This is a genomic window from Rhizobium sp. CB2179, assembly GCF_057653455.1.
This window is the reverse complement of the sequence record NZ_CM172781.1, coordinates 542060-561023: the sequence shown is the minus strand read 5'-3', so window position 1 is coordinate 561023 and position 18964 is coordinate 542060. Positions and strand designations below refer to the sequence as shown.

20 protein-coding genes are annotated in these 18964 nt (G+C 61.5%); 7 read left to right on the top strand and 13 right to left on the bottom strand.

The genetic code is table 11. From position 1 onward, the window contains the following. Position 1: 1 nt before the first annotated feature. Complete coding sequence (locus tag AC244Q_RS02720; RefSeq protein WP_012756247.1) at positions 2–337, bottom strand: hypothetical protein; 336 nt, start codon at positions 335–337, stop codon at positions 2–4. A gap of 181 nt (positions 338–518) precedes the next feature. Next, positions 519–1037 (bottom strand): glycosyltransferase family 2 protein, encoded by a 519-nt coding sequence (locus AC244Q_RS02715; protein ID WP_128407656.1) that lies wholly within the window; start codon positions 1035–1037, stop codon positions 519–521. Between the two features lie 139 nt (positions 1038–1176). On the opposite strand from AC244Q_RS02715, the gene AC244Q_RS02710 reads away from it, so the two are divergent. Together AC244Q_RS02710 and rnhB are read left to right on the top strand one after the other, a co-directional pair. Then, entirely contained in the window at positions 1177–2334 is a 1158-nt protein-coding gene (locus tag AC244Q_RS02710) for a PA0069 family radical SAM protein (RefSeq protein ID WP_113545780.1), read from the top strand. Between the two features lie 162 nt (positions 2335–2496). Beyond that, a complete protein-coding gene (gene rnhB / locus AC244Q_RS02705; RefSeq protein WP_012756244.1) occupies positions 2497–3186 on the top strand; it encodes a ribonuclease HII in 690 nt (229 codons plus the stop codon). A 352-nt stretch (positions 3187–3538) separates the two neighbouring features. On the opposite strand, the gene AC244Q_RS02700 is transcribed toward rnhB, so the two are convergent. The 11 genes from AC244Q_RS02700 to AC244Q_RS02650 form a co-directional block, all read right to left on the bottom strand. Continuing rightward, positions 3539–4030: a F0F1 ATP synthase subunit B gene (locus AC244Q_RS02700; RefSeq protein WP_012756242.1), complete on the bottom strand. Its 492-nt coding sequence runs from the start codon at positions 4028–4030 to the stop codon at positions 3539–3541. A 3-nt stretch (positions 4031–4033) separates the two neighbouring features. Further along, entirely contained in the window at positions 4034–4657 is a 624-nt protein-coding gene (locus AC244Q_RS02695; protein ID WP_012756241.1) for a F0F1 ATP synthase subunit B, read from the bottom strand. A 77-nt stretch (positions 4658–4734) separates the two neighbouring features. After that, complete coding sequence (locus AC244Q_RS02690) at positions 4735–4962, bottom strand: F0F1 ATP synthase subunit C (protein WP_003545854.1); 228 nt, start codon at positions 4960–4962, stop codon at positions 4735–4737. A gap of 67 nt (positions 4963–5029) precedes the next feature. Next, positions 5030–5782, bottom strand: a complete 753-nt coding sequence (locus AC244Q_RS02685; protein ID WP_012756240.1) for a F0F1 ATP synthase subunit A — start codon at positions 5780–5782, stop codon at positions 5030–5032. A 62-nt stretch (positions 5783–5844) separates the two neighbouring features. After that, the gene (locus AC244Q_RS02680) at positions 5845–6183 is read right to left on the bottom strand and encodes an AtpZ/AtpI family protein (RefSeq protein WP_012756239.1); all 339 of its coding nucleotides are present in this window, start codon (positions 6181–6183) and stop codon (positions 5845–5847) included. Between the two features lie 271 nt (positions 6184–6454). Continuing rightward, the gene (locus tag AC244Q_RS02675; protein WP_128407395.1) at positions 6455–7684 is read right to left on the bottom strand and encodes a cell wall hydrolase; all 1230 of its coding nucleotides are present in this window, start codon (positions 7682–7684) and stop codon (positions 6455–6457) included. 264 nt (positions 7685–7948) lie between these two features. Next, positions 7949–9847, bottom strand: a complete 1899-nt coding sequence (locus AC244Q_RS02670) for a potassium transporter Kup (protein ID WP_012756237.1) — start codon at positions 9845–9847, stop codon at positions 7949–7951. Between the two features lie 18 nt (positions 9848–9865). Next, positions 9866–10843, bottom strand: a complete 978-nt coding sequence (locus AC244Q_RS02665; RefSeq protein WP_012756236.1) for a magnesium transporter CorA family protein — start codon at positions 10841–10843, stop codon at positions 9866–9868. Between the two features lie 444 nt (positions 10844–11287). Next, positions 11288–12454 (bottom strand): Mrp/NBP35 family ATP-binding protein, encoded by a 1167-nt coding sequence (locus AC244Q_RS02660; RefSeq protein WP_012756235.1) that lies wholly within the window; start codon positions 12452–12454, stop codon positions 11288–11290. 532 nt (positions 12455–12986) lie between these two features. Continuing rightward, positions 12987–13721 carry a helix-turn-helix transcriptional regulator gene (locus AC244Q_RS02655; RefSeq protein ID WP_012756234.1) on the bottom strand — a complete coding sequence of 245 codons (735 nt, stop codon included), beginning with the start codon at positions 13719–13721 and terminating at the stop codon, positions 12987–12989. Positions 13722–13978: 257 nt separating this feature from the next. After that, positions 13979–14776 (bottom strand): IclR family transcriptional regulator, encoded by a 798-nt coding sequence (locus AC244Q_RS02650; protein WP_012756233.1) that lies wholly within the window; start codon positions 14774–14776, stop codon positions 13979–13981. Positions 14777–14884: 108 nt separating this feature from the next. Here AC244Q_RS02650 and AC244Q_RS02645 point away from each other — a divergent pair, with 108 nt between their 5' ends. From AC244Q_RS02645 to AC244Q_RS02625, 5 genes are all read left to right on the top strand, one after another. Then, positions 14885–15652: an SDR family NAD(P)-dependent oxidoreductase gene (locus AC244Q_RS02645; protein WP_206641114.1), complete on the top strand. Its 768-nt coding sequence runs from the start codon at positions 14885–14887 to the stop codon at positions 15650–15652. Next, positions 15652–16569 carry a 2-dehydro-3-deoxygalactonokinase gene (locus AC244Q_RS02640; RefSeq protein ID WP_128407394.1) on the top strand — a complete coding sequence of 306 codons (918 nt, stop codon included), beginning with the start codon at positions 15652–15654 and terminating at the stop codon, positions 16567–16569. The genes AC244Q_RS02645 and AC244Q_RS02640 overlap by 1 nt, the downstream gene beginning before the upstream one ends. Before the next feature lie 13 nt (positions 16570–16582). Continuing rightward, entirely contained in the window at positions 16583–17224 is a 642-nt protein-coding gene (locus tag AC244Q_RS02635) for a 2-dehydro-3-deoxy-6-phosphogalactonate aldolase (protein ID WP_012756230.1), read from the top strand. Continuing rightward, positions 17221–18108, top strand: coding sequence for an SMP-30/gluconolactonase/LRE family protein (locus AC244Q_RS02630; RefSeq protein WP_012756229.1), 888 nt, complete (start codon positions 17221–17223; stop codon positions 18106–18108). Before AC244Q_RS02635 ends, AC244Q_RS02630 begins: the two co-directional genes overlap by 4 nt. Before the next feature lie 233 nt (positions 18109–18341). Next, positions 18342–18947, top strand: a complete 606-nt coding sequence (locus tag AC244Q_RS02625) for a PRC-barrel domain-containing protein (protein WP_012756228.1) — start codon at positions 18342–18344, stop codon at positions 18945–18947. The last annotated feature ends 17 nt before the right edge of the window (positions 18948–18964 follow it).

Here is an 18964-nt window from a genome sequence, read left to right as displayed (position 1 = left end):
ACTATGTGGCCAGGCCCGGCAGGACGGGCATCGTGTCCCAGCTGTCACCCGACAGCAGAACGCAGCTTATGCCGTGAACGTCCGTGACGATGAGGGTCCAGGTGCCGCTTTCGGCGGCATAGACCTCAAGAATGGCGTTCTCGTTGATCAGTCCGACTGCCGTGAGCTTTTCGGCGAAGTTCTTGTCCAGGAAATTGACGATTTCGGGTCGGCCTGCGCAACTGCGCATCATCTGCGATGCAGCCGAATGCGGATGCGCGATCACCAATGTCGGCAATATGACGGCTATGAGGCCGTAGATCATACTGCGTACGCCGTAGATCCTACCGCGTGCCATGACGCACCTCCTTTCGCCGGGAGCCCGGCAGAAGAGGAGATTCTCGCTGACCTGTTCTGCCGTTCACCGGCATTCCATGGCCATTCCGTTGCGAAGCGAGGCGCTTCGACGGCGCCATGTTGAATTATAGCGCGAAATCCTATTGGGCGCCATCTTTTGCTCATGGAGAGAGTTGTGGCACCTATCGCGCAGCGCGGGCAACCCAGGACGGAATCAATTCGCTCGCGAGCTTGCGCGGCTTCTGGCCCTTGACGAATTCGGTAAGCCGCATCCCGCTTTTGGCGATAGCGAGCGCCTGCTTCCTCGGCAGGAGAAAGCCGAGTTCCAGCGGCGGCACGGCCCGGCCGACACGCTGGAAGAAAGGGCGCCTATAGGCACGCGATGCGGTGAAGCGCGCCGGCAATTTGTTCAGCGCGACATATTCAGCGATCTCATCGATCCAGCCGGCCTGGGGTCTGGCGCCCGGCTCGACGAAGAGCAGCCATTCGCCGCGCGCCGAGCGGACGATGTCCTTGATATCCCACTGCGAATGGAAGCGGCAGCCGGCGGCGTCGGCCACCCGCGAGGTGCCGTCGCGCGAGCCGTGATCGAGCACGACCACATCGCTCACCAGCCCCTCCACCGCGCCTGCCACCAATACCGATAAAGTCTGTGCCAGCTCAGATTCCTGATCCTGACATTCGAGAACAACCGTCAACATTGACCATTTATAATGCGCCGCACAAATTTTTGCCAGCACCGTTTTCCTCATTTTGTTCTTGCATTGTTCTCGTTTTGCGGATAGGAATTTAATCAGCAAAACGGACGAGGGCGATGGCTTTTCGCCGCGGGAGAATCCGATGAGAGAGCAGTCCCTGGCAGGGCAGGCCGCATTCGCGCCTGCCAATACGGCAGATATTGCCGATGCGATGATCGTTTCCTCCGGTCTGAGAGTCGAGGTCGATCGGCGGCGTGGACGTGGAGCGGGACTGAACCCGACAGGTCGGTTCGAGGCGCAGCAACGCGAAACCGTCGACGATGGCTGGCAGACGTGGGAAGAGCTGCCGCCATTCAAGACCGAAGTGCAGGTCGAGAAGCCGCGCACGGCCATCACCCGCAACGAATCGCCGGACATTCCCTTCGACCGCTCGATCAATCCCTATCGCGGCTGCGAGCACGGCTGCATCTATTGTTTCGCCCGACCGACACACGCCTATATGGGGCTTTCTGCAGGGCTCGATTTCGAGACGAAGCTGTTTGCCAAGCCCGATGCGGCGAAACTCCTGGAGCGGGAACTCGCCAAGCCCGGCTACAAGGTGCGGGTGATCGCGATCGGCACCAATACCGATCCCTATCAGCCGATCGAGAAGGAATGGCGCATCATGCGTGGCATTCTCGAGGTGTTGAACAAGGCGAACCATCCGGTATCGATCGTCACCAAGTCGGCGATGATCCTGCGTGATCTGGACATTCTGCAGGAGATGGCAGCTAAAAACCTGGTGCGCGTCGGCATCTCGGTGACCACGCTGGATCGCAAGCTTGCCCGGACGATGGAGCCGCGAGCCGCCACGCCGCCGCGGCGGCTGGAGACGATCCACACGCTTGCCGAAGCAGGCATCCAGACGGCTGTGCTGGCCGCCCCGCTCATCCCGGCGTTGAACGACCACGAACTGGAGCGCATCCTCGAATCGGCCAAGGCTGCCGGAGCCGCCGAGGCGAGCTACGTCATCCTCAGGCTACCACTCGAGGTCAGCCCGCTGTTTCGCGACTGGCTGCTGCAGCATTACCCCGATCGTTACCGGCATGTGATGTCGCTGGTGCGCTCGATGCGCGGCGGTAAGGATTACGATGCCGAATTCGGCAAGCGCATGAAGGGCGCCGGCCCCTATGCCTGGCAGATTGCCCGGCGCTTTGAAATGGCCGCCCGACGTTTCGAGCTGACGCGCCGCAGCATGCCGCTGCGCGACGATCTGTTCGTGCCGCCCGATGGCAGCGGCGTGCAGCTGTCGCTTCTTTGATTTTTGAGCTTGCGCATCGGCTCTCGAGAAACCGCCTGTTTTCGAGCCCGAGCGCAATTCCCGCGGATGGCCCTGACCGCCACCATCCGCCGGAGCGTCCCCGGCCGCCGCCCTGATCCGGGGACTTGCGGGCAATCGGGTTGGCGTGCGAGGTTCAGCCGCATGAAACCTCGCACGTCACCCGATTCTCCCCTGCTTTTCGACACGGCTCCGCTCGTGCCGGATTTCCGACTGGAACTCAAAGCCCGCAAGGCTGGCCACTGGCCGGTCGCCGGCGCCGACGAGGCAGGCCGCGGGCCGCTGGCGGGACCCGTCGTGGCGGCCGCCGTTATTCTCGATCCGAGGCGCATCCCTGAGGGTCTCAACGATTCCAAGCAGCTTTCGGCGCAACGGCGCGAGGAACTGTTCGTGCAGATTCTGGCGACTGCGACCGTCTCCATCGCCTCCTCCAGCTCGACGCGCATCGACGAGACGGATATCCGCAAGGCAAGCCTCGACGCCATGCGCCGGGCCATCTGCAGCCTCGCCATTCCGGCAAGTTACGTGCTGACCGACGGGCTCGACGTGCCGCCCGGCCTCGATTGCCCCGGACAGGCGGTGGTCAAGGGCGATGCCCGCTCGGTCTCGATCGCCGCCGCCTCGATCGTCGCCAAGGTGACGCGTGACCGAATGATGGCGCGGGCCCACAGCGTGTTTCCGGATTACGGCTTTGCCGCGCATGTGGGCTACGGCACGGCGCAACACCGCGCCGGCATCGAGAGACACGGCCCCTGCTCGCTGCACCGGATGAGCTTCAGGCCATTGCGTAAGACCGAGGGCGCTCCTGAGACGGACGAGCTGCTTTCCGAGTAGGTTATTCAAAAGACCGGGATATGCCCGAGCTTGTCCCAATGCTGTCCGGTTCACGCCGAAGGCTGCCCCTCACCCTAACCCTCTCCCCGTAAACGGGGCGAGGGGACGTGCCCTGCGAGAGATAGGCGGGGGACGGAGAAGGCCGCGGCATATCCCTTCTCCCCGTCTGCGGGGAGAGGTGGCGGCAGCCGGATGAGGGGCTGGCGCCGGGTGAGAGCAGCGGACCGCAGCGGGTTTGCCCGAACGTCTGCAGTCGGTTTATCTGCGGCAGATACCCGGCACGAGACCGAGTAATCAACAAGAGAAAAGGCCGGGACATGCCCGGCCTCCTCTCAAATCTTTTCGAAACCGCTCAGTTCAGCCGGGTCTTGACCTGGCCGACGGCATTGCCGAAGAGCTCGGACTGGATTTTGGTGTCGGCCCGCTTGGCAAGCACGGTTTCAGCGGCCGCGATTGCGAGATCGACAGCAGCGGAACGCACCGCCTTCATCGCCTCGACCTCGGCCTGCTTGATTTTCTGCTCGGACAGCGCCGTGCGGTTGGCGACGAATTCTTCGGTCTTCTTCTTCGCTTCGGCGGTCAGCATTTCGGCTTCGCGCTCAGCGGCGGCAACGATGTGGGCCGCTTCGGCTTCCGCTTCCTTGCGCTTGCGCTGGTATTCGGCGAGCAGGTGCTGGGCCTCTTCGCGCAGACGCTTGGCTTCGGCCAATTCGTTGCGGATCTGATCGGCGCGGTCATCGAGCGACCGTGCCATCATTCCCGGAACCTTCAGATAAACGACCAGCGCCAGGAAGAGGACGAGGCCGACAAAGGCGAAGAAAGTCGCGTCAAAGGCAAATTCCATCGATCAAGCCTCCTTCTTGGCAGCCGCGACGGCGGCGGCGACATCGGCCTTGGCGACGGTGCCGCCGATCAGCTGATCGACCACGGCAGCCGCCGTTTCCTCGGCAATGGTGCCGACGTCGGCGAAAGCCTTGGCCTTGATCTCGCCGATACGCAGCTCGGCAGCCTTGATCTTTTCCGAAAGGCTCGCCTCGACAGCGCGGCGTTCCTCTTCGGCCTTGGCCTTGGCGGCGTCGCGTGCGGCGGAGCCGATCGCGTTGGATTTAGCGCGGGCAGCGGCCAGTTCACCTTCATAGGTCCGGACGGCGGCGTCGGCTTCGGCCTTCAGGCGGCCTGCTTCTTCCAGATCCTGGGAAATGCGCGTGTGACGCTGATCGAGGATGGTCCCGATGCGCGGCGCGATGACCTTTTGCATGAGCAAATAGAAGACGCCGAACGTGATCACCAGCCAGAGCAGCTGGGACGCGAAGGTCGTCGAATCGAAAGGCGGGAAAGGGCCGCGGGCGTGTTCGCCTTCGGCGACACCAGTCTCGGTATGGACCTCGCCTGCGGCCGGAGCGGCGTGCGCATCCGTACCCGTCGCTGCCGCCGGTGCTTCCTCAGCGTAAGCCGGGGTCACAAAAAACATGCTCACCTCCAGGTGGACTGCAAATGCAAAGGATCACGGCTTGCGGTCGCAGGCCGTGATCCATCTATTCGCCGATATCAGACGGCGAAGAGGAGGAGGAGAGCGACGAGCAGCGAGAAGATGCCCAGAGCTTCCGTAACGGCGAAGCCGAATACCAGACGGCCGAACTGGCTGTCAGCGGCAGACGGATTGCGCAGTGCGCCGGAGAGGTAGCTGCCGAAAATATTGCCGAGGCCGAGAGCCGTACCGGCCATACCAAAGCAAGCCAGGCCTGCACCGATGTACTTTGCTGCTTCCGCTTCCATGTTGAACTCCTTTGAAATGGTTGTTGCGGCGAATGACTGACGCCCTTTGACGTCGATGTCGTTATCCTTAGTGCCCGCCCGGATGGATTGCGTCGTTGAGGTACATGCAAGTCAGCACCGCAAAGACGTAAGCCTGGAGGAAGGCGACGAGGAACTCGAGACCGGTCAGGGCGACGGTCATGATGAGGGGAAGAACGGCGCCACCGATACCGAGAGCACCCATGGTTCCGAGCGAGGCGACGAAACCTGCGAACACTTTGAGCGTGATGTGACCGGCGAGCATGTTGGCGAAAAGACGAACCGAGAGTGAAATCGGACGCGACAGGAAGGAGATGATTTCGATCGTGACGACCAGCGGCAGCAGAAGGCCCGGCACGCCGGAGGGCACGAAGACATTCAGGAAGTGGAAGCCGTGCTTATAGAAACCGTAGACGAGAACCGTACCGATAACCAGAATCGCCAGAGCGAAGGTGACGATGATCTGGCTGGTGACAGTGAAGAAATACGGGAACATGCCGAGCAGGTTCGCCGTCAGGACGAACATGAAGAGCGAGAAGACCAGCGGGAAGAACTTCATTCCCTGCTTGCCCGCGCCTTCCTTCAGCATGTTGGCGATGAATTCATAGGACATTTCCGCAACCGACTGCGAACGGCCCGGCACGATGGCCCGGTTCGAGGTCGCGAAATAGAGGAAGCCTGCGGCAGCGGCAGCCGAAACGGCCATGAAGAGCGATGCATTGGTAAACGAAAAATCAATTCCGCCGATTTCGATCGGCACAATCTTCTGGATCAGGAACTGATGAGTCGGATCGTTAGACACCGCTTGTTCTCTCTCTTTGGCCCGCAGGACGCGGGGTCATTGCACTGGACCGGAACCGGTCCTTATTTCTTGTCGTCCTTGTCGTCCAGGGGATGGGCAACCACCCCCGCAGAACGCAGCACGTTCAGAACGCCGGCACAAAATCCAAGAAGCAGAAGAACAATCAAACCCCAAGGCGCCGTGCCAACAAAACGGTCGAGGAGATAGCCAAGCAGAGCACCGACGACGATTGCGGAAATGAACTCGCTGGAAAGCTTCATCGCCTGGGCATAACCTTTGCGGCTTACCTCGGCGCGGGCTTCCCTAGCCTCGTCTTCTCCCGTCTCGACGCCCTTGGTCGCGAGTTTCGCTCCCAATTGCGCACGGCGCTTTTCTAGACTTTCCTCGCGGTCGTCCGCCATGGATCTCTCCTCGCCTGCCCGTCGCCCGCACTCCCGCTACCCCGGTCATTCGGACCCCGGACGCGAAGGTTGAGACCCTTCCGGCCCGTTCTGAAGTCGCGCGCAACATAGTTTTAGGGATTAGCATAGTCAAGGCGTAGACAGCTTCTGTCCAGTGAGAAAATAATCCCATCAAATCAAAGAGATAAATCGACTCTGGGTCGATCGCGCAAATTCGACGGAAAGAATCCGCTTTTCCGGGCCGGAAATCGGCTTGCCCTGGCGATTTATCTCAGCTCCAGCCGCCGCCATAGGTGCGATAGAAGACGTGAAGACCGATGCGGCCGACCTTTTCCATGGTCTTTGCCCATTTCGGTCTGACATAGACGGCATGATAATGCGTCGCCGAACCCACCTGCGGCAGCCAGATCTTGCCTGATGTCACCGCCATCGCCACGTCACGGGCGACTCGCCAGTGATATTCCGAGTTCACCCTGTCCTTGATGCTGTCGCAGGCGAAGGAAAATTGGCAGCGGTTGCGCCAGTCCTCGTTCTGGTAGACGACGCCGCAGATGGTCTTCGGATAGGAAGGGTTGCGGACGCGGTTGAGGATGACCTGGGCGACGGCCGCCTGGCCCTTCACCGATTCCCCCCGCGCCTCGAAATAGATGCCGGAGGCAAGGCACTGCTGTTCGCGGGCGGAAAAGACGCTCGGCGCCAGCACGCTTGCGGCCCAGGCATGGTCGCGCGGGCCGATCTCCGGAACGAAGCGGCCGCTGTCCGGTTCGGCCAGGATGGAATCGAAGGGCGATTGGCGGGCATAGTCGGGTGCGGCCGGTGCATAGGCGGTGGCCAGAACATCGGCCTTGTTGTTGGTGACGAGGCTTGCGAGCATTGCCGGCACGCCGTTATCGGTCACAACGGGCTGCGTCTTATAGAAAGATGTGGCGATCTCGATTTCCTTGCCCTGGATCGTCGGCTTGACGAAGGCCGACCGGTCCTTGAGATCGAAGCTCGGGGTGAAGAGCATCTTGGTGCGCTCGAGGATCGAGCCGGCGGAAAAATCCTTCGGCGGCTGCATCTTCTCGACGGCGACGACGCGGCCCTTCTTGGCGCTGCGATTGACGCGATCCTCGTCCGGGGTGTCCTCATGGCCCCTATCCTTGGCAGTGCCCTTGTCCTTGGCATTGAAGGCGACCTTGCGGCCATCGGGCAGCACCATGCCGGCATCGGCTGCGATCGAACCCGTCACCATCGGCTCGGCAAAGGCGAGTTCGGCCTGGTGGATGGAGCCGGCCGGAGAATTGGTCAGTACCATACGCCAGTTCTCCCCCTCATGATCGAGGCCGGCGAGCATGGCGGCGAGATCGGCATGGGATGCGACGCTCGGGAAAATCAGCCAGCCGGCAAGACCGAAGATTACGGGGGACACCCAATTCTCGGGAAAAAGACGCAGCTTGCTACGGGAAGGGCTCTTTCGACGCAACACGGACTCCGGGCATGGAACGCTGGAACATTCCATTGAAAATCCCGCATTAACCTTGATGTCCGGTTAACAGGCCGTGCCGAAATGTGTCCATGAGAATTTTTGGATGTTCTAATGTGATGGATAGTTCGAGGGATGAGATGTGTCGTAGCCTCGCGAAAGGACCCTCCCCACAAGCGGGAGGGACTTATTGCGGCACCGCCTCGCTTATCTGAAATGTCGAAAAGTTGGCAGACGGCCCAACAGGTTAAACCCCTCCCCCTTGTGGGGAGGGATTTGGGGCGGGGTCTTTGCCCACCCTCAAATAATAACGTGCGAGCCCAGTTCCACCACCCGGTTCGCCGGCAGGCGGAAGTAGTCCGAAGGGTTGGCGGCGGCGTTGGCGAGCGCGATGTAAAGCCGGTCCTGCCAGTAAGGCATGCCCGACTTGGCGTCCGGCACCAGTTTGCGGCGGCCGAGATAGAAGGAGGTCGACATGATGTCGAACTTCAATCCTGTCTTGCGCAGCGTCGCCAAAGCCTGCGAGACGTTCTGCGATTCCATGAAGCCGAAGAGCAGTTCGACGCGGGAGAAACGCTCGGAAATCTGCTCTATCTTGTAACGGTCGTGGCTCGGTACACGCGGTTTGTTGATCGTGCGGATCGTCAGGATGACGTTGCGGTCGTGAAGCACATGGTTGTGCTTGAGATTATGCAGCAAGGCGGCGGGGGCCGATTCCGGATCGCTGGTCAGGAAGATCGCGGTGCCCGGAACCTGGGCCGGCGAATGTTCGCTCTTGCGCTCGATCGAGCTGACGAAGGAGGCGAGCGGAATATCGGTATGACGGGTCTTCTCCATCAGGATCGCCGTGCCGCGACGCCAAGTCCACATGACGACGGTAAAGGCGGTGGCGATCATGATCGGGATATAGCCGCCGTCGTGGATCTTCAAAAGATTGGCACCGAGGAAGATCATTTCCAGCACCACCAGCGGCGCGAGCGCGATCACCGCGACGGGAAGCGACCAGTTCCAGCGGGCGCGGACGAATTCGAAGGCCATGATCGAAGTGACGACCATGGCGCCGGTGACGGAGATGCCATAGGCGGTCGCCAGCGCATCCGAAGTCTTGAAACTCAAGACCAGGAAGATGACGCCAATGAACAGCACGGCGTTGACCGAAGGCACGAAGATCTGCCCGGTATTGGTTTCCGAGGTGAAGAGGATTTCCATGCGCGGCAGGAAGCCGAGGTTGATGCCCTGGCGCACCATCGAGAAGGCGCCGGTGATGACCGCCTGGCTGGCGATGATCGTCGCGGCGGTCGCCAGGATGACGACCGGCAGCAACGCCCATTTCGGAAACATCAGATAGAAGGGATCGGACATCGTCGCCGGATTGCCGAGAACGAGGGCCCCCTGCCCGAGATAATTCAGCGTCAGCGCCGGGAAAACCAGCATGAACCAGGCCCACTGGATGGGACGACGGCCGAAATGGCCGAGATCGGCATAGAGCGCCTCCGCACCCGTCACCGTCAGGAAGACGGCGCCGAGGACGACGACGCCGTAGAAGCCCTCATGCAGCAGGAAGCTGACGGCATAATAGGGATTGAAGGCGGCCAGAATGCCGTAATCGTCAGAGATATGGGAAATGCCGGCGGCGGCCATGACGAGGAACCAGACAGCGGTGATCGGGCCGAAGAACCTCGCGACGGCGCCAGTGCCGCGCGATTGCACGACGAAGAGCAGCGCCAGGATCACCACCGAGATCGGCACGATATAGTCCGCGAGTCTGGGTGTGACGAGTTTCAGGCCCTCGACGGCCGACAGCACGGACAGAGCCGGGGTGATCATCGCATCGCCGAGGAAGAGGGCAGCGCCCATCAGGCCAAGCAGCATCAGGATGGCGGTATGGCCGTTGGCGGTCTTCATCAGAAGGGCCAGCAGCGACAGCGTGCCGCCCTCGCCGTCGTTGTCGGCGCGTAGCAGGAAGAGCACATATTTGATGGTGACGATGATCGTCAGCGCCCAGATCATCAGCGAGATCAGGCTGATGACTTCAAAACGGGTAACGCCGTCATGGGCCACCGGCTTCAGCGCTTCGCGAAAGGCATAGAGCGGGCTGGTACCGATATCGCCGTAGACGACACCGACGGAACCCAGCGCGAGATAGAACAGCTTTCGCGGCGTCATATGGCGTTCGTTCGGATGGCTCTCTTCGGACATGAAGTTGCAACAGGCTCCTTAGAGCCAGCCTTTCCAGCGGAAAAAGAAAAAGGGGATGACGGCGGATATCACCATCAAGGCCAGCGAATAGGGATAACCCGCGGCCCAGGTCAGCTCCGGCATGACCTGAAAATTCATACCATAGACGGAGGCGACCAATGTCGGCGGCAAGAACACCACCGAGGCAATCGAGAAAATCTTGATGATCGAGTTCTGCTCGATGTTGATCAGCCCGAGCGAAGCATCGAGCAGGAAGGTGATGTTGGCGGCGACGAAGGAAGCATGCTCCGACAGCGACTGGATATCGCGCGAGACGGTGCGGCAAAGCTCCTTCGCCTCGCGGTCCTGCTGGATCGCCGGAATCGTGTGAAAGAACGTCAGCAGGCGGGCAAGCGAACCGAGACTGTCGCGCACCTTGCTGATCATCCGGTGATGGCCGGCAATATCGCGCAGCTTCTCCTCGAGATAGTTCGAGGGCTTACGCACCTTCCTTGCCCGCTCGCCGAAGACATGCATCGACAGGATGTCGAGGCGCGAGACGGCGATCTCGAGGATCTCGGCGGTGCGGTCGACGATCGTCTCCAAGAGCTTGGCAAGAAGGGCAGCGCCGCTGCGCCAGTTTTCCGGCAGCCGGTGGAGGGCGGCGATGAACAGCGCAAAGGATTTGGGATGGGCGTAGCGAATGGTGACCAGGCGGTTTCCAGCCAGGATGAAGGCAACATCGGTCAGCGTCGGTACGTCGGTGTCAGCCTTCCAGAGCAGCGAGGCGGTCATGAAGACGGCGTCGTTTTCGACATAGAGACGGGCGGAAGGCTCGATATCCTTGAGATCGTCGCGGGTCGGGACCTCGATGCCAAGAACCTTCTCAACATAGAGTTCCTCATCGCGGGTCGGCTCGATCATGTCGATCCAGACGACATCCTCGGGGAAGGACGCAGCATGCGACAGATCGCCGATCTCGACCGACTTGCAATTGGAACAGTAGGCGGTAATCACCGGTCGTCTCTCCGGCTGCATCCAACCTTAAAGGCCGGCATGCGCGTTGTGCTCAACCGCATCGCAGTTCCCAATCCTTCGATCGACAAGACAACTCCGAACTTGCAGGCGGGCCGGCATCTTCGATACGAAGACGACCGTCATTGAGCATCTGCAGCAAAATGCCATCATGGCGCCGCGGCATATGAAGCAAAGCCGTGAAATAATCAAGACATCTTCCGTGAAGCGCGGCTTTTCACCACGTTTCCCCCACAATTTGGGGTATCCGCTGCGGCGATTCGGGCCGCTAAAGCGCCGCGCTTTAGCCGCTGCACACGTCCCGGTGACATGCATTTTGTTTTATGCATGCCGTTATCCCGGAACCGCTGCACTTCCGGGCGACATGCATTTGTTGTGATGCGTGCCTTTATCCCGGAACCGCTGCACACTTCCGGGCGGCATGCATTATTCGAAGACGATCGTCGGTGCCGGACGCTGGGGCTGGCCGGCGACCTGCTCCCAAACCTTGGCGGCGATGCCGCGATAGATGCCGGCGACGACGCCGTTCGGCTCGGAGGCGACAAGCGGCGTGCCGGCGTCGGAGGTTTCGCGGATGTTCATCGTCAGCGGCACTTCGCCGAGGAAGGGCACGCCAATGCGCTCGGCCTCCTTGCGGGCGCCGCCATGGCCGAAGATGTCGTAGCGGGTGCCGGTATCCGGGGCGATGAAATAGCTCATATTCTCGACGATGCCGAGCACCGGCACCTCAACCTTGCGGAACATGTTGAGGCCCTTGCGAGCATCGATCAGCGCGAGATCCTGCGGCGTCGAGACGATGACGGCGCCGGCAAGCGGCACTTGCTGGGCCATGGTCAATTGGACGTCGCCGGTGCCGGGCGGCATGTCGACGACGAGGACATCCAGTTCGCCCCAGGCGACTTCGCGCAGCATTTGCAGCAGCGCCGACTGGACCATCGGCCCGCGCCAGATCATCGCCGTCTCCTCGTCGACAAGAAAACCCATCGACATGACCTTGAGGCCATAATTCTCCATCGGATTGATGATGCGGCCGTCGATCTGCGTCGGGCGGCCGGATATCTTCAGCAGCCGCGGCATCGAGGGACCATAGATATCGGCATCGAGAATGCCGACACGAAGGCCGTTGGCGAGCAGGCCGAGTGCGAGATTGACGGCGGTGGTCGACTTGCCAACCCCACCCTTGCCCGAGGCGACGGCGATGATCGCGCCGATGCCGGGCACACCGATCTTGCCGGCGCGCGGCGGTTGTTGAGGAGCGTGAGCATGACTCCCATGATCGTGCCCGGCATGACCGTGAGGCGGGTTCGCCGCAGGGCGGGCAGCCGGAGCGGCGGCGGCGGCCTTCTTGTCCGCCGTCAGTGTGACGAGGGCACCCTTGACGCCTGGCATTTCCTTGATGACGCGTTCGGCGGCGAGCCGCATCGGCTCCAGCTCCTTGGCGCGATCGGCCGGGACGGTGATGGAGAAATAAACCTTGCCGTCGGAGATGAAGACGTCGGAAACCATGCCGAGCTCGACGATATCGTGCTCGAGATCCGGTCCACGCACTGTCTTCAGCGTTTCGAGAACTTGTTCCTTGGTGACGTCGGCCATTCCACCCTCACTGCTTCTTGCAGATCACAGATAGTGGAGACGGAAGCCTTCGCCAAACAAAATCATCGGGAGGAAAATCCGGTGCGCCAAAAGAGCGCCGGGGAGAATTGGCAATCCGTTGCGGCCATCAAGTCCGCCGGGCTTTCGCCCTGATGGCCGCAACGGTCTCCCCGAGAACCGGCGCAATCCGGGGCGAACTAGAGCAAGCCGAAGAAAAGACCAGCGAAAAGTGAACGCGGAAGATGAATCGCCAACAGCCGGGAAAGAAGCGGTGCCAAAACGCAACAACCGCCGCCGACACCGAAGGGCCGGAAGAAAAGCGGCATCGGCGTCGGGCAGCGGTGTGTCGGCCGCGCCATTTTCTGGCGCTGGTCTCAAAGTCCCCTCTGGACCTCTCGCAGAAGAGATGCAGAAAGCGTGCCAGATGGAAAATCAGGAAAAACAGGGCAAAAGCGCTCGGGACAGGCTTCCAACGGGAAGGACTTGCCTATGCGCTGGGCGGCTTCGAAAGCACTCGGTTGTTTTTTGCAACTTATTTGATCAGGCCGATGCGCAACGCCTTGGCGACCGCCTGGGTACGGTTGACCGTGTCGAGCTTCTTGGTGGCACGGTTGAGGTAGTGATTGACCGTATGCTCGGACAGGGTGAGGATTTCGGCGATTTCAGCACTGGTCTTGCCGGCCGCCGTCCAGTTGAGGCAATCGATCTCGCGGTCGGTCAGCGTATCCGTCATGCGCGTATCGAGGTTGCGGATCTCGGCAAGCCTGTCAAAGATATGGATGGAAATGTAGCAGAGCTCACGCATCTCGGCCGGACTGAAGGGCTCGCGGTCGCCGGCGAAAGAGATGGCGCCGCGCAGGCCGGAGGGCTCATGCGTCGGGAAATAGGCGCAGCGCATCATCTTGAAACGTTCGAACAGGGAGGCGACGAGAATGGACTTACCGTCGTCCCGCGACAAGTTCTGCCGTGACATGTCGTAGAAGAAGGGCCGCGCCGATGTTCTGAGGCGTCTGAGGACCGGGCTGTTCACCATCAGGCCTTCCTGGTCGTAGAGCGCCAGAAGCTCGGCCGGCCAGCTGGTGATGACGGTGCTGCCCTGAAGATCGAAGGAGGTGATCGGCGGCAGGTTGAGAACCATGAAGGCACGGCTGCGATAGGCTTCCGTCACCCGTTTCATGAAACGGAAAATATCGAACTGGGTCTTCAGGCCCGCTATTTCCTGAACGTAGTCGTCTTCTTCCGTGGATGTTTGCGACAAGGGTGCCATCACATTTCTTCATCTTCGGCACAGCGGCCGGCAAACCGTTTGCGAAACCTGCCCGCCGTGGCCGGCTCGATTGCATCGGGAAACGACGATCGCTGGTTGGAATCGGCTTCAGCGTCGAGCGTTCGGCCGGTGAATGGTTGTAGATTTCGCGGACCGTTCTAGTTGTGGTGATTCGCCGGAAAATCTCAATATCGCGCTTATCATAAGCATGCTCTGCGATTACGTCCAGCAGCAGCAGCCGACGGCGATTTTTTCCGTCAGCGGCGCGGACCGAGCCGGACGCGCATGCCTTCCATGATCCTGACAGCCGCCAGTTGAACGGGAACGGTCCATTGATGCAGAAGTTCCATCGACAACCGATAGGCCGGGCCGGTAATCGAAATGCCCCCCATAAAGGTCCGATCCTCCGACCAAACGGGTGCGGCAACGCAGCGGATGCCGGCCTCATGCTCCTCGCGGTCGAAGGCATAACCCTGATCGGCAATCTCGCGGATTTCGGCAAGCAACGTTTCGGCCGAGACATGGGTCGAGGCGGTAAAGCTGGTGAAGCTCAGGCCGGCGATGAGATCGACGAGGCTTTCGGCCGGCAGCAGCGACAGGGCGGCCTTGCCGACGCCAGTGCAATAACAGGGCGAGGCATTGCCGATCTGCGAATACATGCGCACTGGCTGACGGCCCTCGACCTTATCGAGATAGATGATCGACTGGCCCCTGAGGACGCCGAGATGGACCGTCTCGCCGGTCGCCTGCTGCAGATCTCTAAGGTGTGGTTCGGCAATCAGACGAAATTCGTTGCGCGCCCAGCTGCGCGCGGCGAAATCGAGCAAGCGCAGGCCGGGCGCATAACGGCCGTCGCCATCGAGCTCGAGCAGCCCCTCCTCCACCAAGTGGCTCAACTGGCGATGCAGCGTGCCGCGCGGCTGGCCGGCAAGGGCCAGGATGTCGGTGAAACGCAGGGGCGCATCGGCATGGGTGACGAGATCGAGCAGAACCATCAGTTTGCCGAGCGTGCCGGTTTCGCGTGCCTGTGCTGCGCCGTCGCCGTTTGAATTCATCGCGTCACTCACCCTTGACAGAAAGGGCACTGTAATTCGATAATTCCATATAGTCAAATTAAGTTCCATATAATGGAACAACGATAAGGTCGGGAGGCGACGGTGACCATGATGCCAGCAGCACAATTTCCCGAGTTCAAAAACCGAGCCGTGCTGGTGACCGGCGGCGGATCGGGCATCGGTGCTGCGATCGTCGAAGGTTTCGCGCGCCAAGGCGCCAAGGTTTCGTTCATCGATATCGCCGAGGCCGCCGGCCGCGAGCTCGCCGAAAGGCTGTCGCGGGAGACCACGCATCCGGTCTCCTTTCACCATGCCGACCTGCGCGACATCGCGGCGATCCGGCGCACGGTCGATAGCGTCATTGCTAGCTCAGGGCCGATCCGCGTGCTGGTCAACAATGCCGCCTGGGACGACCGCCATGAATTCGACGCGGTGACCGAGGCCTATTGGGACAACAACCAGGCGGTCAACCTCAAACATGTGTTCTTCACCTCGCAGGCAGTCGTGCCGTCGATGCGAGCGGCCGGCGGCGGGGCGATCATCAATATGTCGTCAATCGCCTTCAAGCTGAACATGGGCGGCTTTCCCGCCTATGCGGCAGCCAAGGCGGCGGTCGTCGGGCTGACGAAGAGCCTGGCGGGCAGGCTCGGGCCGGAGAACATCCGGGTCAACTGCATCCTGCCCGGCATGGTCGTCACCGAGCGGCAGATGCAGCACTGGCTCACCGAAGAGAGCATTGCGCGCTCAGTCGAGGACCAGTGCCTGAAAGTCGCGCTCAAACCCGATGCGATCGTCGGTCCCTGCCTGTTTCTTGCATCCGACTGTGCGGCGGCGATGACCGCCCAGTCCCTGATTGTCGATGGAGGTGTTCTGTAATGGCAAATCCCGCTTATGTCGCGGTGGACTGGGGCACCAGCAGCTTTCGGCTCTGGCTGATCAGCAGAGACGGCACCGTCCTTGCCGAACGCCGCAGCGGCGAAGGCATGACGAGCGCGGCAAAGATCGGCTTTTCCGCGGTGCTTGCCGGCCATCTCGCCGCCATCGAGGCACCCGAAAACCTGCCGGTGATCGTCTGTGGCATGGCCGGCGCCAGGCAGGGCTGGGTCGAGGCCGGTTATATCGACGTGCCGGCGCCGCTTGCCTCGATCCTGACCGGAGCGGTCTCCGTGCCCGGCGAAAGCCGCGACATCCGCATTCTGCCGGGCCTTGCCCAGCGGGACATCGCGAGGCCCGACGTCATGCGCGGCGAGGAAACCCAGCTTCTCGGCGCGCTCGGCCGCGCAAGCGCGGGCGCGCAGGCGGTCTGCATGCCCGGCACCCATTCGAAATGGGTGCATGTGACGGATAGCAAGGTGACCGGCTTTTCGACCTTCATGACCGGCGAGCTTTTCGACGTCATCAGCAAACACACGATCCTTTCGCATGCCGTTGCCGGTGCGGAAGAGCAGCCGGCGGATGCGGCGGCCTTCGAGGCCGCGGTCTCGGCCGCTTTCGCACGTCCGGCCCTTGCCTCCAACCTGCTCTTTGCCGCCCGCTCCGGTCAGCTCCTGCACGGGATTTCTGCGGCTGCCGCGCAAGCCCGGCTTTCCGGTACGCTGATCGGCCTTGAAATCGCCGGGGCGCTGCAGGATGCGGCAAACGGCACCACCATCACCCTCGTCGCCTCCGGGCGCCTGCAGGCGCTCTACGAACAGGCCTTCAAAACCCTCTCCCTTGCCTTCACCGCCATTGACGCCGACGCCGCCGTGCGCCGCGGGCTTTCGGCTGCCGCCGAAGCCATCTGGCCGAATTGAGAAAGCTGACACGATGAACCGTATCCCCTTCCCCGACATGAAGCGCCCGCTGATCGCCATCCTTCGCGGCATCAGGCCCGACGAGACCGAAAGCGTCGTCGGTGCTCTGATCGACAATGGCCTGACGGCGATCGAGATCCCGCTCAACTCGCCGGAACCGTTCAAATCCATCGAGATCGCCGCGAAGATGGCGCCGGCCGAAGTGCTGATCGGCGCCGGCACGGTGCTGACCGTCGAGGCGGTCGACAGCCTACATGCGGCCGGCGGCAAGCTGCTGGTCACGCCAAATGTCGAGCCCGAGGTGATCATCCGGGCGCGCGACTACGGCATGGTGACGATGCCGGGCGTCTTTACACCGACCGAGGCGTTGGCGGCAGCGCGCGCCGGGGCCACCGGTCTCAAATTCTTTCCGGCCAGCGTGCTCGGCCCTTCCGGCATCACGGCGATCCGGGCGATCCTACCGCCGGAACTGACGATTGCCGCCGTCGGCGGTGTCTCGGACAAGAATTTCGGCGATTATACCAAGGCCGGCATCTTCGCCTTCGGTCTCGGCACCAGCATCTACAAGCCAGGAATGACTGCATCAGAGGTTGCCGAGCGCGCCAAGGCGACCATTTACGCCTATGATGCAGCCATTGGGAGCGTGAACGTATGACCGATATTTATGAGTTCGAGGGCAAAACACTTTGCAATACCAATTCCGTTCTCGGTGAAGGTCCGACCTATGATCCGGACAGCAATACCGTTTGGTGGTTCAACATCCTCGGCAAGGAACTGCACGAGCTCAATCTCTCGACGGCCGCGAAAAAGGTGCATCCGCTGCCTGTGATGGCGAGCGTGCTTGCCCGCATCGATGCCGGGCGGCAGCTGATCGCGACGGAGGAAGGGCTTTTCGTGCGCGATGTGGCAAGCGGCAACCTCACCTTCTACGCCGCCCTCGAAAACGACAGGCCGGAAAACCGTTCGAACGACGGCCGCACCCACCCGTCCGGCGCGCTCTGGATCGGCACGATGAGCAAGCGGGCGGAAAACCAGGCCGGCGCCATCTATCATGTCGCGAGCGGCAAGGTGACGAAGATCTTCAACGGCATCAGCATCCCGAATTCGATCTGCTTCTCGCCTGACGGCACGGTTGGCTATTATACGGATTCCCGCATCAACCGGCTGATGCGCGTTATGGTCGATCCGTTGACCGGCCTGCCCTCGGGCGAGCCGATCGTGCTCGTCGACAGCATGGACGACCCCGGCAGCATCGACGGCTCGGTCGTCGATGCCGACGGCTATCTGTGGAATGCGCGCTGGGGCGCCGGCGTCGTCGACCGCTATAGTCCAGACGGTCTGCGCATCTCGCGCTATATGGTTCCTGCCGTCCAGCCGTCCTGCCCTGCCTTCATCGGCGTCAATGCCGACCGGCTGGCGGTGACGACTGCCTGGGAAGGGCTCGACGAGGATGCGCGGTCGGCGCAGCCGAGCGCCGGCGCGCTGCTGGAACTCGGCATCGACGTCAAAGGCGTGTTCGATCCCGTCTATGTAATCTGATTTTTGCTTGCCAGCGGCGATCAGAGGCGCTCCCCATCGGGGCGCCTTTTTCTCGTTTTGGCCGCAGCTCTTCGATAAATGTTCCGTGAAAATCGAGAAATTTTCCGTGTTTTCAACCGGAACCAATCGCGCCACCAGCCATTTTCCTTTCGAACCGGCGCGGCAAAGAGACCTGGGAAACAGGTGTTGCCGGGTCAGCGATCACTCTAGGGAAAAACGAAGGTAGGTTCGAAATGACACGCAAACTCTTGACGACCGTTGCCGCTGGCGCACTGTTTGCCACGGCTTTCGCACCGGCGGCATTCTCGCAGGCGGCACCGCAGCCTGCGGATCCGGCCGCGCCGACCCAGGCGGCTCCCGCCGATCCGGCAGCACCGAAGCCGATGACGCCCGACGTCACCAAACCCGCAGGCGATGCCGCACAGGCTCCGGCCGCAGCACCGACAGCAGACACGGCACAGGCCGGCTATCTGACCGAGCAGTCTCCCGACCAGGTCAGCGCCAACACCTATATCGGCCAGTCGGTCTATAACGGCAACAATGAAAGCATCGGCAGCGTCAACGACCTTATCCTGAAGAAGGACGGCGGCTTTGTTGCTGCAATCGTTGGTGTCGGCGGCTTCCTCGGCATCGGCGAGAAGAACGTCGCCGTGCCAATGGAAAAGATTACCGTCGCCCAAAACACTCAGGACGGCAGCGTCAAGCTGACGACCAGTGAAACGGCTGAATCGCTGAAGGCCGCACCTGAGTTCAAGACGCTGGCAATGCAGTCGGCCGAAAAGGCTCCGGCTGCGACCGGTACAGATACCACGGCGACAGGCTCGACCACGCCTAAGTAATCCGTGCGCGGTAGTAT